Origin of the sequence: Acinetobacter sp. NIPH 2100, assembly GCF_000369805.1 — a bacterium.
GTDB lineage: Bacteria > Pseudomonadota > Gammaproteobacteria > Pseudomonadales > Moraxellaceae > Acinetobacter.
In genome coordinates, this window is the sequence record NZ_KB850224.1 from 1,216,418 (window position 1) to 1,231,346 (window position 14,929).

General features: G+C 39.4%; 10 protein-coding genes. 9 read left to right on the top strand and 1 reads right to left on the bottom strand.

All coding sequences use genetic code 11. The features are described from left to right. Window positions 1-17: 17 nt before the first annotated feature. Window positions 18-2,684: a type VI secretion system ATPase TssH gene (gene tssH / locus F887_RS12385; protein ID WP_005292635.1), complete on the bottom strand. Its 2,667-nt coding sequence runs from the start codon at window positions 2,682-2,684 to the stop codon at window positions 18-20. 373 nt (window positions 2,685-3,057) lie between these two features. Here tssH and F887_RS12380 point away from each other — a divergent pair, with 373 nt between their 5' ends. The 9 genes from F887_RS12380 to tssM all read left to right on the top strand — a co-directional run bounded on the left by F887_RS12380 (window position 3,058) and on the right by tssM (window position 14,914). Further along, window positions 3,058-3,765, top strand: coding sequence for a hypothetical protein (locus F887_RS12380; RefSeq protein WP_005292637.1), 708 nt, complete (start codon window positions 3,058-3,060; stop codon window positions 3,763-3,765). A gap of 19 nt (window positions 3,766-3,784) precedes the next feature. Continuing rightward, complete coding sequence (tssB, locus tag F887_RS12375) at window positions 3,785-4,288, top strand: type VI secretion system contractile sheath small subunit (RefSeq protein ID WP_004805522.1); 504 nt, start codon at window positions 3,785-3,787, stop codon at window positions 4,286-4,288. After that, window positions 4,281-5,762, top strand: coding sequence for a type VI secretion system contractile sheath large subunit (gene tssC, locus F887_RS12370; RefSeq protein WP_005292639.1), 1,482 nt, complete (start codon window positions 4,281-4,283; stop codon window positions 5,760-5,762). Before tssB ends, tssC begins: the two co-directional genes overlap by 8 nt. Window positions 5,763-5,813: 51 nt before the next feature. Continuing rightward, window positions 5,814-6,317 (top strand): Hcp family type VI secretion system effector, encoded by a 504-nt coding sequence (locus tag F887_RS12365; RefSeq protein WP_005151564.1) that lies wholly within the window; start codon window positions 5,814-5,816, stop codon window positions 6,315-6,317. A 78-nt stretch (window positions 6,318-6,395) separates the two neighbouring features. Further along, window positions 6,396-6,872: a type VI secretion system baseplate subunit TssE gene (gene tssE / locus F887_RS12360; protein WP_032862794.1), complete on the top strand. Its 477-nt coding sequence runs from the start codon at window positions 6,396-6,398 to the stop codon at window positions 6,870-6,872. Window positions 6,873-6,884: 12 nt separating this feature from the next. After that, window positions 6,885-8,693 carry a type VI secretion system baseplate subunit TssF gene (tssF, locus tag F887_RS12355; RefSeq protein WP_005292644.1) on the top strand — a complete coding sequence of 603 codons (1,809 nt, stop codon included), beginning with the start codon at window positions 6,885-6,887 and terminating at the stop codon, window positions 8,691-8,693. Then, window positions 8,657-9,652, top strand: coding sequence for a type VI secretion system baseplate subunit TssG (gene tssG, locus F887_RS12350; protein WP_005292646.1), 996 nt, complete (start codon window positions 8,657-8,659; stop codon window positions 9,650-9,652). Before tssF ends, tssG begins: the two co-directional genes overlap by 37 nt. Further along, window positions 9,652-11,076: a hypothetical protein gene (locus F887_RS12345; RefSeq protein ID WP_005292650.1), complete on the top strand. Its 1,425-nt coding sequence runs from the start codon at window positions 9,652-9,654 to the stop codon at window positions 11,074-11,076. The genes tssG and F887_RS12345 overlap by 1 nt, the downstream gene beginning before the upstream one ends. Window positions 11,077-11,104: 28 nt before the next feature. After that, on the top strand, window positions 11,105-14,914 hold the full coding sequence (gene tssM / locus F887_RS12340; protein ID WP_005292652.1) for a type VI secretion system membrane subunit TssM: 3,810 nt from the start codon (window positions 11,105-11,107) through the stop codon (window positions 14,912-14,914). Window positions 14,915-14,929: the final 15 nt, after the last annotated feature.

The window sequence follows — 14,929 nt, forward strand, 5'->3', positions numbered from 1 at the left end:
GGCTCAATCTTAAAAATTTAAACTTCAGCTTTGGCTTTTTTAGTTGAACGTTTTTTAGTTGCTTTTTCTACCGGATCTAATTGATAGGTGATTTCATCATCTTTGGTATCAATCACAATCAGCTTCGGTAATTTATGCTCAGCTAACGCAACTAAAATTTCAGTTGCCAAAGCAGGCAAGACGGTAGAGTTGAGAATGTTGTCTACATTCCGCGCACCACTATCCACTTCAGTACAACGGCTTAATAACAATTCGATTAAATCATCTGAATATTGAACCTTGGTTGCGTATTGCTTTTCAATACGAGCCACGATTTTCCCAAGCTTATGCTTGATGATACGAACCAGAAGTTCATCATGCAGTGGGAAATAAGGCACGATACGCATACGACCAATAAATGCAGGTTTAAATTGTTTATATAAACTTGGTTTTAGATGTTCGATTAAATCTTCTGCATGTGGCCAATCTTCTACAGGTTGATTTAAACACGCCTGCATAATTGCACTTGAACCTGTATTTGAGGTCAATAAGATGGTGGTGTTTTTGAAGTCAATCACACGACCTTCACCATCTTCGAGCATGCCTTTATCAAACACTTGATAGAACAATTCTTGCACATCGCTATGCGCTTTTTCGATTTCATCTAACAGCACGACACTATAAGGATTGCGACGAACGGCCTCTGTCAGAACACCACCTTGACCATACCCAACATAGCCTGGAGGAGCACCTTTTAATGAAGAAACGGTATGTGCTTCCTGATATTCAGACATATTGATGGTAATGAGATGTTGTTCGCCGCCGTAAAGTTCATTGGCTAAGGCAAGGGCAGTTTCTGTTTTACCCACACCACTTGGACCAATCAGAATGAATACGCCTTGAGGCTTATTCGGATCTTCTAACTTGGCTTTGGAGGTTTTAATGCCTTGAACCAATTGGGCAAGTGCATAATCTTGCCCCATGACGCGTTCACCCAGTTTATCTTCAAGCGTTAGAATTTGTTTGATTTCATCATTGACCATATTTCCAACAGGAATACCAGTCCAGTCTGAAATAATTTCATTGACGATTTGCGCATTAACACGTTCAAACACCAAAGGCATTTGACCCTGTAATTGTGCCAACTCTGCTCTTAGCGAGGCAATCTGTGCTTTATTATCCGTTTCAGTTTGCGTATTCAACTGCTGAATCTGTTTAACTAAGCCAAGCTCTTGTTGCCATTTAGTTTCAGTTTCCTGAATTTCTGTTTCTAGGCTTGAGAGCTGTTGATTAAGATCATCTAGGCGTTGGTGGTGAACAGGGAACTGTTGATGCTCATGCGTGAGGATCTGATGTTCTAATTTCAGATTATGCTGTTGTGCTTTCAGCTGATCTAAAATAACAGGTTGCGCATTTTGAGTCAGTGCAACACGGGCTGAAGCGGTATCCAATACACTCACGGCCTTATCTGGAAGTTGACGACCGCTAATGTAACGATGCGAGGCTTGAACGGCAGTAATAATTGCTTGGTCATCAATATGCAAATTGAAATGACTTTGCATCACAGGAATCATGGCACGCAACATATCAATTGCCACTTCTTCTGTCGGTTCTTCAATCTTAACCACCTGAAAGCGACGGCTGAGTGCTGCATCTTTTTCAAAGTATTGTTTATATTCGGCCCAAGTAGTCGCGGCAATGGTTCTTAATTCACCACGTGCCAATGCGGGTTTGAGTAAGTTAGCGGCATCATTTTGTCCAGCTTGACCACCCGCGCCAATCAAGGTGTGTGCTTCATCAATAAACAGGATAATAGGATGAGCCGATGCTTGAACTTCTTGAATGACTTGTTTTAAACGGTTTTCAAATTCACCTTTAACGCTTGCACCTGCTTGTAACAGGCCCATATCCAATACGTGCAACTGCACATTTTTGAGTGCTTCAGGGACTAGGCCTTGAGCAATTTTTAATGCAAGGCCTTCAACCACTGCAGTTTTACCCACGCCAGGCTCGCCCGTCAAAATTGGATTGTTCTGACGACGACGCATCAAAATATCCAGCATCAGACGAATTTCAAACTCGCGACCAATCACTGGATCAATACCACCATTCTTGGCTTTCTCAGTCAGGTTAATGGTGTATTGGTCGAGGGCAGGTGTTTTTGCGGCAGTAATCGTTGATTGAATCTCGGTGGGTTCTACTGCTGAAGCAGTTGTATTTTCTGCCTCTGGTTGTTCACTGCTTTTCCCACAAATATCGAGAAACTTATGTTTCATGGTATCGATTGGGAAAAGCTCAAATAAACTTGATGCTCTAAATGCAATTTGTTGTAAATCGGGAGCAGTTAACAAAGCAATCAATAAATGACTACTGCGAATTAAAGGCGTTTGTTCCGCTGAGGCAAGCAACCATGCCTGTTCGAATAATCGAACAATTGATTTTGCAAAGATCGGAGTACGGGTATTTCCCTTAGGTAAAGAAGCGATTGTTTCTTTTAAATCAGTAATTAACGCATCTGGAGAGATATTATTTTTTTTTAATAAAATATGTAAATCATTGACTGTATTTTGATTTAATAATTCAACGAATAGATGTTCAATTTCAATCTCATAATTCAATTGGTTAATACAGAAATTTGCAGATTTTTCTAATGCAGTACGAGTAGGAGGTGATAGTTTTGTGATTAAAACCTTTAAGTTACTCATTTATTACTCACAATAATTTTTAAATACCAAGTCCTATTCGCGAAGTTCTAACTTGATATGGTTGTTTTTGCTAGAAATATTTTTTGAATAAAATCAAAAACTTAATATAACTCTACACGAGTATACAGATTATTCTACAACAAAAAATGTCACTTTTAAACAAAAATTGCACGGGATTAAAGTTTTTTTTTACAAGAATGTCTGTCATGAAAATTTAATAATGTTAATAAACGTAACTAGTATTGACTTTGTATGTGTTTTTTTTGTTAAATTCGCGGAAATGATGTAAATGTACAAAAATTGACGAGTAAGAGGGTTTTTTAACAATAATTGTCAGCTCTTCAATTATAAGTTAAATAATACGAGGCATATTTTGAAAAAAGGTATTGTAATTTCAATTCTTTGTATAACAGCGAGTTTAATAGGTAATTCAGTTTATGCTGATGATAAAGAAATAAAACCAATTAAATTAAAAAGTAAATGCATAAAACAATATCCGTTGGCTGCAAACCAAACGGATCATGCTTTATTGGATCTTTATCAACAAGCTTGTGATAAAGATAATGCTTCACGTCTAAATGATTTATTGGCCCAAGCCGCAATGCGTATGTATGAATTAAAGCAACCGATGAATGCTTTAAAACTGGCAACGCAATTACAAGAGCAAAACGTACGTGGCGCAACTTTAACGGATGTTACTTTTTTAGCCAGTGTTGAAGTGGCCAATGAAGCATTACAGCACATGCGTTCAAGTGAAATGCGTTATTTGAGTAATGAACTCACGTATCCACCAGCAAAACAGCTGAGTGACAGTATCCGTGCTGCTGTACCTGCCCCAGACACCTCAACCAGTAAGGCAATCACTGACGAGTCAGTGAAGAAAGAAGTTCGAAATACTTCAACCAATAACACAACGCGACGTACAACAAACAGAAAAGTACGTACAACACAACCGACACGTAGTACTGTAAATCAGACAACTGCACCCGCTAAACGTCAGACGGCGGTAGCACCGACAGTTACTAAACAACCAAATACTGTTCAAAAGACAGGTTCGAATCCATTCGATTCGTTGAAATAATAATCAAGGGTGAAAAGTTATGGCAAAGAGAGAAAGCGTACAGAAAAAACTGCAACGCATACGTCCGCCTCGTGTACAACTGACATACGATGTCGAAGTTGGTGATGGTAAAGAGTCAAAAGAACTCCCTTTTGTTGTTGGTGTAATGGGTGATTTCTCAGCTGCATCTGAGTTGGAAAAAACCAAATTAAAAGACAAAAAGTTCATCAATGTCGATTTAGATAATATTGATGAAGTGATGGAATCTTTGGCACCGCGTGCAGCTTTCCAAGTTGAAAATACCTTGACGGAAGAAGGCGGACGCATGTCTGTTGATTTAACGTTTAACTCAATGGAAGATTTCCGTCCTGAACAAGTGGTTCAGCAAGTTGATCCATTACGTAAACTGGTTGCAGCGCGTGAACGTTTGACTGATTTGCGTAATAAAATTTCAAACAGCGAACGTTTAGAAGATTTGCTGGATGAAGTATTAAAAAATACCGATCAAGTTCGTCAATTGAGTGCGGAGGCTGAAAATGAGTAATTTACAAGCAGCCGCAGCAGCAAGTGTAGAAGCTGAATCAGCAAATTTGCTGGATTCAATTGTTGAGCAAAGTCGCATTGCACGTAATGACGATGAGCATGTTCGTGCAAAAAGTTTGATTGGTGAGCTAGCAAAAGAAGTTATGGCCGGAACGATTACAGTTTCTGAAAACATGACTTTGTCGATTGATAAGCGTATTGCTGAAATTGATGCGCTCATTTCAAATCAATTGAGCGAAATTATACATCACGAACAATTTCAAAAAATCGAATCAACTTGGCGTGGACTTTACTATTTCTGCCAAGAAACACCATCTAACTCAATGATCAAAATTCGTATGTTAAATACGACTAAAAAAGAGTTGGTGAAAGACTTCCAAGGCGCAACTGATTTTGATCAAAGCACCTTGTTTAAAAAGATTTATGAAGAAGAATACGGTTCATTCGGTGGTGCACCATATGCAGCTTTGATTGGTGATTTCGAGTTTGATCGTACACCATCAGATATGTATTTATTGGAGCAGATCTCTCATGTTGCTGCAGCAGCACATGCGCCATTTGTTTCAGCAGCAAGCCCAAGCATTTTAGGTCTTGAATCGTTTACGGATATTGACCGTCCACGTGATGTTTCAAAAATCTTTGAAACAGCAGAATACGTACAATGGCGCTCTTTCCGTGACAGCGAAGACTCTCGCTATGTTGCATTGACCATGCCACACGTTTTAGGTCGTTTACCGTATCACCCGAAAGAAGGGACTGCGACTGAAGGTTTCAACTTCATCGAAGATGTCTCGGGTGAAAACCACGATGATTATTTGTGGATGAATGCGGCATATGCATTTGGTACCCGTTTAACCAACGCATTTGATATGCATGGTTGGTGTGCTGCGATTCGTGGTGTTGAGGGTGGTGGTTTAGTTGAAGGCTTGCCAGTACATACATTTAAAACTTCGGATGGTGAAGTTGTATTTAAGTGTCCAACTGAAATTGCAATTACAGACCGTCGTGAAAAAGAACTCAGTGATCTTGGTTTTATCCCATTAGTTCACTGTAAAAATACCGATTACGCTGCTTTCTTTGGTGCTCAATCTGCACAAAAACCGAAGAAATATGACAGTGATACGGCGAATGCGAACTCAGCACTTTCAAGTCAAATCCAATACATCATGGCGGTATCGCGCATTGCTCATTATTTGAAAGCAATGATGCGTGACAAAGTGGGTAGTTTTGCATCTGCAGGCAATGTTGAAGCATTTTTAAATGAATGGCTTTCTCAATATGTCTTGCTAGATGATGGTGCATCTCAAGAAGCAAAAGCACAATATCCGCTTCGTGAGGCATCTGTAAAAGTTGTAGAAGATCCAGCTCAACCGGGTCACTACAAGTCTGTGGTTTTCTTAAGACCGCATTTCCAGCTGGACGAGTTGTCTGTTTCTTTACGACTCGTGACTGAACTACCTCAGTCCTCAAATTAATAATGAGATCAGCTAGATAATAACTTTAAATAAAATAGAGGTAAATTTTAAATGAAAGATATATATGTTGAGTTTCGTGGTAAGTACAAGGTAGACGGAGAATCTCGCGATTCTGAACACAAAGGTTGGCTTGAAGTTAACTCTTGGGCTCATAACATTCGTCAACCAAAATCTGCGACTTCAAGTAGCGTTGGTGGCCACACTGCTGAACGTGTTGAACACTCAGACATGATTTTCGTTAAAGATTTGGATGCAACGAGTCCAAAACTTTGGGAAGCTTGTTCTGCGGGTTATACATTTGACGAAGTACAAATCGATTATTACCGTGCAAATGGTGACAAGCGTATCAAGTACTTACAAATCAAATTAAAACACGTGCTTGTATCTAGCGTTACACCAACTGTAAATGAAGAAGGTGTACCAACAGAAACATTTGGTTTGAAATACGCTGCTGTTGAGTGGACTTATAACCAACAAGACATTAACGGTACTGCGAAAGGTGCTGTTACTAAGAAATGGTCACTTTCTAATAACACAGCTTCATACGCTGCGTAATTGGTATTGTGATTTTCTAATAGAGGTTAATAGTTGCCTATTAGCCTCTATTTTTTCCAAGTTTTTGTTCTTATAAAAATGAATTTAGATCATTTATATCCATACGGATTCAGATCAACATTATTTGATCGTTTAGTACCAGAGCAAGAAGATTATTTAAGAGGGATGTCGATTCAGCAATTACGAGAGTCCGTTGCTCATGATTTGGAAGACTTGCTGAATAGTCGAATTGCACAGTTTGACCGAGATATGGATGAATTCCCACTGGCAAAAAAATCGATTTTGCAGTTTGGAATCATTGATTTTGTTGGCTTGTCTACCGCCAACCCACTCGATCGGGACAAGATTTGTCAGTCGATCGAACAGTCTATTGCAGCGCATGAACCAAGATTGCGGCAGATCAAAGTTGAGATGCTCTTGGACGGCCATAATATGGGATCGCTGTGTTTAAGTATTCAGGCTTACTTAAATATTCACCCACTCTATGAACCTGTTTTTTTTGACGCTTTACTCAAACCAACAACACAACAATATGTTATTTCTGCCAGAACTTAGTGTGAGCGAACTGTGATAGAGCAACTTTTACCGTATTATGAAAAACAACTACAAGAATTCGGTCAACAATCTCGAGAGTTTGCGCAGAAATATCCAAAGATTGCGCAACGCCTCTCTTTAAATCAAGAACAAATTGATGACCCGCATATTGAACGGTTGATTCAGGCCTTTTCACTGATTGCTGCACGTATCGATAAAAAGTTAGCAGACAGTTATGACCTGTTTACTCACTCTCTATTTGAGGTCATGTTTCCTCAATATCTACGTCATTTCCCAGCCTGTACTGTCGTCAGTTTTGAAGATATCAATAAGCTCAAACAACTTACCGCTGCACATATCATTCCGCAGAAAACTGCCTTGAAATCTCGTAGCTTTAAAGGAGTTCAGTGTGAGTTTAATACCAGTAATGAAGTACGCTTATTACCAATTACATTAACCAATCTTGAATTTCAGACGTCGCCAAGTACACATATGCATTTGAATCAGAATGCGACTTTGAGTCTGAAATTTGAAATTTTTAATGATGCTCAACAATGGCTTTTGGATGAAAAACTGCCGATCTATTTGGATGCGATTTCAAATTTTCCTTTGCAGGTTTTGGACAGTATTTTTCGTAAAGAAACGGGCTTTTCGATTCGGGTCGGACAACGTGTGGTTGAAATTGCCAATCCATTTGCCGTGATGGGGTTTAGTGAGCAGGAAAGTCTCTTACCGATTGATCAGCATACTCATCATGCTTATCGCTTGTTGATGGAATACTTTTGTTTTCCTGAAAAATTCAACTATTTGAACTTTGACTTAAGTGTTTTAAAAGGTCTGCTGCAACAGCAGAATAGTTTTGAAGTCTTGATTCACCTCAAACTAAATTTGAATGACCAAGCCATTGTGCGTAATTATTCAGAGCTGAATATTGCCAACTTTAAATTATTTACCACGCCTGCAATCAATCTGTTTGAAAAGCAGGCCGAACCACAAAAAAATTCACATACGCAACTGCAATATCCATTGGTTACGGATGCACATCATCCTGAGTTGTATCAAGTTTATTCAATTATTGAAATGAACATGGTACGTGAAAAAACCAATCAGGAACAAACTCATCTTGCTGTTTTGCCTTTTTTTGCGATGAGTCATTATCACAATGATAAGGTTCAGTTTTTCTATTCTTTAAATTATTTGCCGACACAAACCAAAACTATGCAAATGGGTTATTCAATTGTTTCTAAGCATTTGAAGCCGTATGAAATTAAGTCTGATTTTATAAGTACCAGATTACTTTGTTCAAATGGTGATTTGCCACATGAGGCATTAAGCCAAAGCAATAATATTCTTAATTTAAATGATAGTAGTCTGGCAAGACGTGCTTTGATTCTAAAGCGTCCGACTTCTCCTTATCATTTTGATAAAAACAGCAACGAGCAGTGGCGCATTATTTCTCATCTTTCGCTCAATACCTTGGCACTGATGAAAGGGGATGCATTGAGCCATGTAAAGGAACTGTTGGCTTTATATAATTTACCGCACTCTAAAGAAAATATTTTATTGATTGATGCTTTGAAGCAGTTGAGTTTCTCAACCACCAACAAGCTGATGAATGCGAAGCCTTTTCCCATGTTTATTCGTGGTGTAAAAGCAGAATTGGCCGTGAATAAGAGTGTATTTAGAGGTCATAGTTTATATATTTTTAGTCAATTATTGAGTCATATTTTTAATCTGAAAGTTCAAATTAACAGTTTTGTTGATGTGGTCGTCAAAGATAGTCTTAACCAACAGGAGATATACCAATGCGTGCAGAACGTTGGTGGCAAGACTCTTCTGTAGTCGATCAAGTCTTTAAAAAATCAGGATCGTTTGAGTTTGTTCAATCGACGCGGTTGTTGCGCCATCATGCAGAAGCAGCACAGCAACAGGATTGGTCTGACGATTTTAAATTTGGCACATCTTTTAGTTTAAGTTTCCCCGCGACAGAGATTGAAGAGCTGAGTTATCAAGATCAGCGGATTCATTTGACCAATTTAGTGGTCGGCTTAACCGGTACACAAGGTGCACTTCCTTATACCTATACCAATAAATTAAAACAAAGTACGCGTCAGCAACGACTTGAGATTAAAGAGTTTCTAGGCCTATTTAACCATAAGCTTACAGCCAAATATGTCGATGCCAGCTTGACTTATAATCTGGCAGTTCGATATGAAATCGAACAAGATAATCATTATCTAGATATTTTGCATGCGTTAAATGGTTATGTTCGTGCTCAGCATGAACAACATGATTTAGATGAATATTTTGCAGAATTTTCTGGTTTGATGCAGGGTCAGAACAACACTGCACATGCTCTAAAAACGGTTTTGTCTTGTGTGTTCAATGAGCAAGTGCAAATACAAGAATTTGTAAAAGAAAAGTTTAAGCTGGGTGATGAACAAAAGACCAGTTTGGGTGGGAATAATCCGAGTTTGCTTGGGGTGAATACCTTTTGTGGTGATACGGTTCAGCAAATTGATGGAAAAATCGAGATTCAAATTGGACCTTTGTGTCGTGAACAGTATTTAGCATTTTTACCTGATCAGCCCTTAAATAAAAAGTTAAAACATTTAATCCAAACGTGGTGCAGCCCAACGTTATTTATTGATGTGCGTTTAATTTTAGATAAGACCGAAGTTGCGCCAATTCGCTTGGATTCAGGACATGAAATCGGTTTGGGACAGGGGGCATTTTTAATGCCATCGGCACAATTACAACATAACAGCGAGACTCGTTATGCACTTTTAGGAGCGGCATAATGATAAAGAAAATTTTGGCAACGCTGATCAGCTGTTTTATTTTGGTTGGGTTGATTGTTATCTATTATTGGCGAGATATTCAGTATCAGCCTGAATCTGCTGATCTGATTAATTATTTCCTGATCTTACCTGTTGCGATTACGTTTATTTTGCTTTCACCTTGGTTGATTTATAAAGCGTACAAACATCGTCAAGAGAAAAAGCAACAAGCCGAGCTGGCTGCACAAAATCAGGAAGGTGAATCGACTGAAGCTCAACCTATTGCTCAAGACAGTAAATGGTTAAAGTTAAACTTATATGCGGCGAGTGCTTACAGTGCTTTAGGTGAAAATGATTCAATTATTGACGGCATTAAACAGTTTAGCAGTCCACAGTTAGATCGCAATCTGGTGAACTTTCATGGTGTTCCCATTCTTTCTTATCGAATTGAAGACTTAGATCCACAGCTTCAAAGTGAGGATGAGGAGGAGTTGCAGTTTTTACCCGTTCGACAGCAGCGCATCATGGCATTGATTCAACATCAACTGGAACAGCATACCGAACTTTTAGTGTCGATCTCAGATCACTTAAAGCAGTCTAGTTTGTTTTATGAAAGTCAAAACCTGCATGAATATCGGATGCATCCCGCATGGATTGATCCAAGTTTTTGGGGAGAGGATGAGGGTGAAGCGATTCAGGTTGAACAAGTCTATCGATTAGACAAGCTGAACCTACATATTCTGTTATCTGAGGATGTGGTGCATACCTGGAATGATGCGAGTAGTAATGAAACGATCCAAAACATTTTTTATGATTTAGGCATCATCCCGCAAAAATTTCATATTGAATATCATTATCTCAGTGCTGCATCGACAGAACAGCATTTGATTGAATTATTTGAGCGGATTCAGAATCAACCGCATGAAATTTCACTCATTCTTGCCAGTGATTCAGAAATTGACCAAGACATTATTGATGAAAAATCTTGGGGAGCCAGTGCGTATATTCCTGCTGAATTTATTAGCAGTAGTTGTTTGGCACATCCTGCGGTCCAATTGGCGCAGTTGCAGCCAGAAAAGACATTTAATCTTGTCGTCAATCAAAATAATTTAAAGCAGATATTCCAACAGTTAGAGATTAATGATCTACCACAATATCAAGCGGAAGAACCTTTTGTATTGGTCGTTGAAGATGGTTCAGATATTAAGGTGGTGAAAAAATTAGAGCAGTTCTTTACCCAAAGTCCAGTAGAACCGCACCATTATTTATATTGCAAACCTATTTTTGGACACACCCAAAACGTGGCAAAACTTTTTGGATTGATGTTGGGGGCACATCTTCCTGAGCAACAAGTTGCCTTTGTTTATGGACAAAATTTACAAGCATTTATTCAAGCGTTTCCTGAGGTCGAACCAGATCAGGACAGCGTAGCAATTGCTAATTGATTAACTTTATTAAGAATTCGAGAACTCAATGTATATCATTTTAGGTTATCTTTGGCAGTACATCACGAATCCTAAAGCAATTATTGCTTTGTCTTTATTCGTGGCACTGATTTCTTCATATTCGTCCATTCCACGCCATATTTTTTGGGCATTGGCAGCAACATATGCACTGGGCTTAATTGTCTACGGCATTTATTGGCTCATTCAAAGAAAACGCCATGCGGAACAAGGTGAGGAACTTGCCAATGCAATTGAGCAAGATAGCCAAGCTGAATATGGTCAACACAAAGATAAGGCTGAGTTACAGTTAATCCAGCAGCAGATGAAAGAATCGATTCAACTGATTCGTAAATCTAAATTGGGGGATAAAAAAGGCAATGCAGCCTTATACGAATTGCCGTGGTATATGGTGATTGGTAATCCCGCAGCTGGCAAAAGTTCTGCAATTTATAATTCTGGTTTGAAATTTCCATTTGAAGAAACTCATCAAAAGATGGTTTCAGCAGGTTTAAGCGGTACACGTAACTGTGACTGGTTTTTTTCTACTGAAGGGATTTTACTTGATACCGCAGGTCGTTATTCAGTTTATTCAGAAGATCATACCGAGTGGTTAGGCTTTTTAAATATTTTGAAGAAAAACCGCTCTAAAGCCCCAGTCAATGGTTTGATTCTGATTGTCAGTATTGCTGAGTTAATTAGCCAAAGTCCTGAAAACTCATTGAAATTAGCGAAAAATCTGCGTGCCCGTATTCAAGATCTAACTGAAAAGCTTGAAGTGGTTGTACCTGTGTATTTGGTCTTTTCGAAAATGGATTTGATCGCAGGTTTTACCGAGTTCTTCGATTGTTATGAATCACAAGAATATAATCAGGCATGGGGTGCAACACTGCCTTATGAGCAAAACTCTTCTCAAAATGCAGTAGAGTTATTCGATAAACATTACAGCTTGCTTTATGACGGCTTAAAGAGTGTGAGTACCACGCATTTGAGTCGTCGCCATTCGCAGAATATTTCTCCGAGTGTAATGACATTCCCATTGGAATTTAAAACATTAAAACCAGCCTTAAAAAGCTTTATTGGTACATTGTTTGAAGACAATCCATATCAGTTCCAACCCGTTTTCCGTGGTTTTTATTTTACCAGCGCATTGCAGGAGGGCGTAATTGAAAGCCCAATGACGGAAAATATTGCCCAAGAATTCCAACTTCAGCAAATTCAAGGCAATGGACAAGATGGGACTGCGCAATCGGTTGCACCGAATCATGGTTATTTCTTGCAAGGTCTATTCTCTAATGTGATTTTGCGAGATAAGGATCTGGTCAAACAACACATCAACCCTGCGAAAAAGCGTCAGCGTTATATTGCTTTTATTGCTGCGTTGGTGGGTGTTTCTTTGGTATTGGGTGTCTGGGTCTGGTCATATCGTAACAATCAGCAACTAATTGCAGATGTTCAGGCTGACTTAGATAAAGTGGTGCACTTGGAGAAAACTTCGGGCCAACAATTATCGACCCAACTTGAAGCATTGTTGATTTTACAAGAACGTTTACAACAGCTGGATGAGTTTGATGACAATCGTCCGCTTAAATTCAGCTTTGGTCTTTATCAAGGTAATCAATTACGCGAAAGCTTAAAAGCTGAGTATCTCAAAGGGATTAAGCAAATCGTCTTGACCCCGACACAACAGAATATTGCGCAATATTTGCAACGTGTGAAAAATAATGAAGCGACCTTGAAAGCCAATCATGTCAATGTCGAAATCAAGCAAGTCGCGAAGACACAACAATATTTAGAACCTTCAGACAGCAATCCGCAAGATGCCTATAACGCATTAAAAGCCTATTTAATGATGAGTAATCCTGAATATATGGATACCAGTCATTTAAGTGATCAGGTTTCACGTTTCTGGCGTTCTTGGTTGGATGCCAATCGTGGACAAATGCCTCGTGGTGAAATGATTCAGGATGCGGAAAAGATCCTGTCTTATGCTATGACTTTGGCGAATCAAGAGGGTTTCCCTGTATTGGAAACCGATGCTCAAGTAGTTGATCAGACTCGCCAAGTTTTATTGTCCGTGATTCGTGGTATGCCTGCGCGTGATCGTGTTTATAACGAAATCAAAATGCGTGCTGCTGTACGTTTCCCAGCGGTAACGGTAGGACAGATCGTAGGTGAACAAAACCGTGCCATTGTGTTAGGGAGTTATGCTTTACCGGGTGTGTTTACCCAAAAAGCATGGGATGAGTATGTTGAAAAAGCAATTGATGAAGCTGCGAATAAACCAACAGACAGTAAAGACTGGGTATTAAACAGTCGTCAATCTGATGATTTAACTTTCTCGGGTAGCCCAGAGCAAATTCGTAAGCAACTGGTGGCATTGTATAAACAAGAATACGTGATGGAATGGAAAAAATTCCTGAACGGTATTTATTATGCCAAAAATGATCAATTCACTCAGCAAGTCAAGACGATTGATATTTTAGGTGAGCCACAAAATTCACCGATTCGTACGTTATTACAACGCATTGCGATTGAGACCAACTGGGATAACCCAATTGTGCAAGCTGAACTGGCTGTGCCAGAAAAAGGCTTTGTGGCATGGTTCAAACGTAAAGTCTTGAATAATTCAGATGACAAAGCTGCTGCTCAGGCGGTGAATAAAGCACAAGGTGCAATTTCACAAGAATATCAAATGTTCTATCAGTTGGTACGTAAGCGTGATGATTTACAAGATAAATCATTATTTGATGAGTACATGAACAACCTTGCGCAAGTGCGTAGTAAGTTTAATGATCTGAAAACAGCGGGCGAGATTGGTCCAAGTGCAATGGCCTTGGTCAAACAAACCATCAATGATCAAACGTCTGTATTCAATCTTACTCAGAAATATGTCGATGAGAAGATGATGGTCGGATTGAAAGATACCGATCAGCAGTTGCTACAAAAATTGTTGATGACGCCACTGACACAATCATTTTCAAGCTTAATTTTACCGACTCAAGATGAATTGAATAAATTGTGGGGCATTCAAGCTTATCAACCATTCAAAACCAATTTAAGTCAGAAATATCCATTTAATTCGAGCGTGACTTTGCAGGCGACCAGTAATGAAATTGGTCAGATCTTTGGTGAAACAGGTAGCATTGCACGCTTTGTGAAAGAAGCCTTGGATCCATTTGTGATTCGTCGTGGTTATGTCCTGACTTCGAAAACATGGAAAGACTTAGGTATTAGCTTGAACCCTCAGTTTGTGATGGCATTCCAGCAATATGTTGCGCCAATCAATGGTATGGCGACAGGAAGTTTAGATCAGCCTGCGGCAGCGCCCGTATCGAATCAATCGAACTTCCAGTTCTATCCATTACCGAATCCACAATACCTGTCGTACACCATTGATATTGATGGTCAACGTATGGTGTTTGAAAATGGTATTCAACAATGGGTGAACTTCGTTTGGCCGAACCAAGGGGCTATTCCAGGTGCACGTATTACTGCAGTTGATTTGGAAGGTAAAACCCATACCATTTTCGAAGAACCTGGTGAATATGGTATTAACCGTTTGATCGATGCGGCACAGCGTAAAGAGCAAAATGGTAGCTTTGAAATGACTTGGACCAGTAAAACTGAGCCATCGTTAACCTTAAAAGTGAATTTCCGACTAATTAGTGGCAATAGCTCAGGCAGTATTGGCTCGAGCCGTGGTTATGCGGGCTTACAGTTGGTGGATAAAGTTGTTACAGAAAAGGCGGTACGCGTGGTTTCTGCACAAGCAACGCCAGCGGGTGCTGCACCACAAGCACAACCAGCTGCGCCTGCACAGGCAGGGGTAGCACCGTAATGTTAGGGATAATCA

Coding starts and splice junctions, on each gene's coding strand:
- tssM (WP_005292652.1), top strand. CDS start 11,105: ATGTATATCATTTTAGGTTATCTTTGGCAGTACATCACGAATCCTAAA.
- tssG (WP_005292646.1), top strand. CDS start 8,657: ATGCGTGCAGAACGTTGGTGGCAAGACTCTTCTGTAGTCGATCAAGTC.
- F887_RS12365 (WP_005151564.1), top strand. CDS start 5,814: ATGAAAGATATATATGTTGAGTTTCGTGGTAAGTACAAGGTAGACGGA.
- tssH (WP_005292635.1), bottom strand. CDS start 2,684: ATGAGTAACTTAAAGGTTTTAATCACAAAACTATCACCTCCTACTCGT.
- tssE (WP_032862794.1), top strand. CDS start 6,396: ATGAATTTAGATCATTTATATCCATACGGATTCAGATCAACATTATTT.
- tssB (WP_004805522.1), top strand. CDS start 3,785: ATGGCAAAGAGAGAAAGCGTACAGAAAAAACTGCAACGCATACGTCCG.
- F887_RS12345 (WP_005292650.1), top strand. CDS start 9,652: ATGATAAAGAAAATTTTGGCAACGCTGATCAGCTGTTTTATTTTGGTT.
- tssC (WP_005292639.1), top strand. CDS start 4,281: ATGAGTAATTTACAAGCAGCCGCAGCAGCAAGTGTAGAAGCTGAATCA.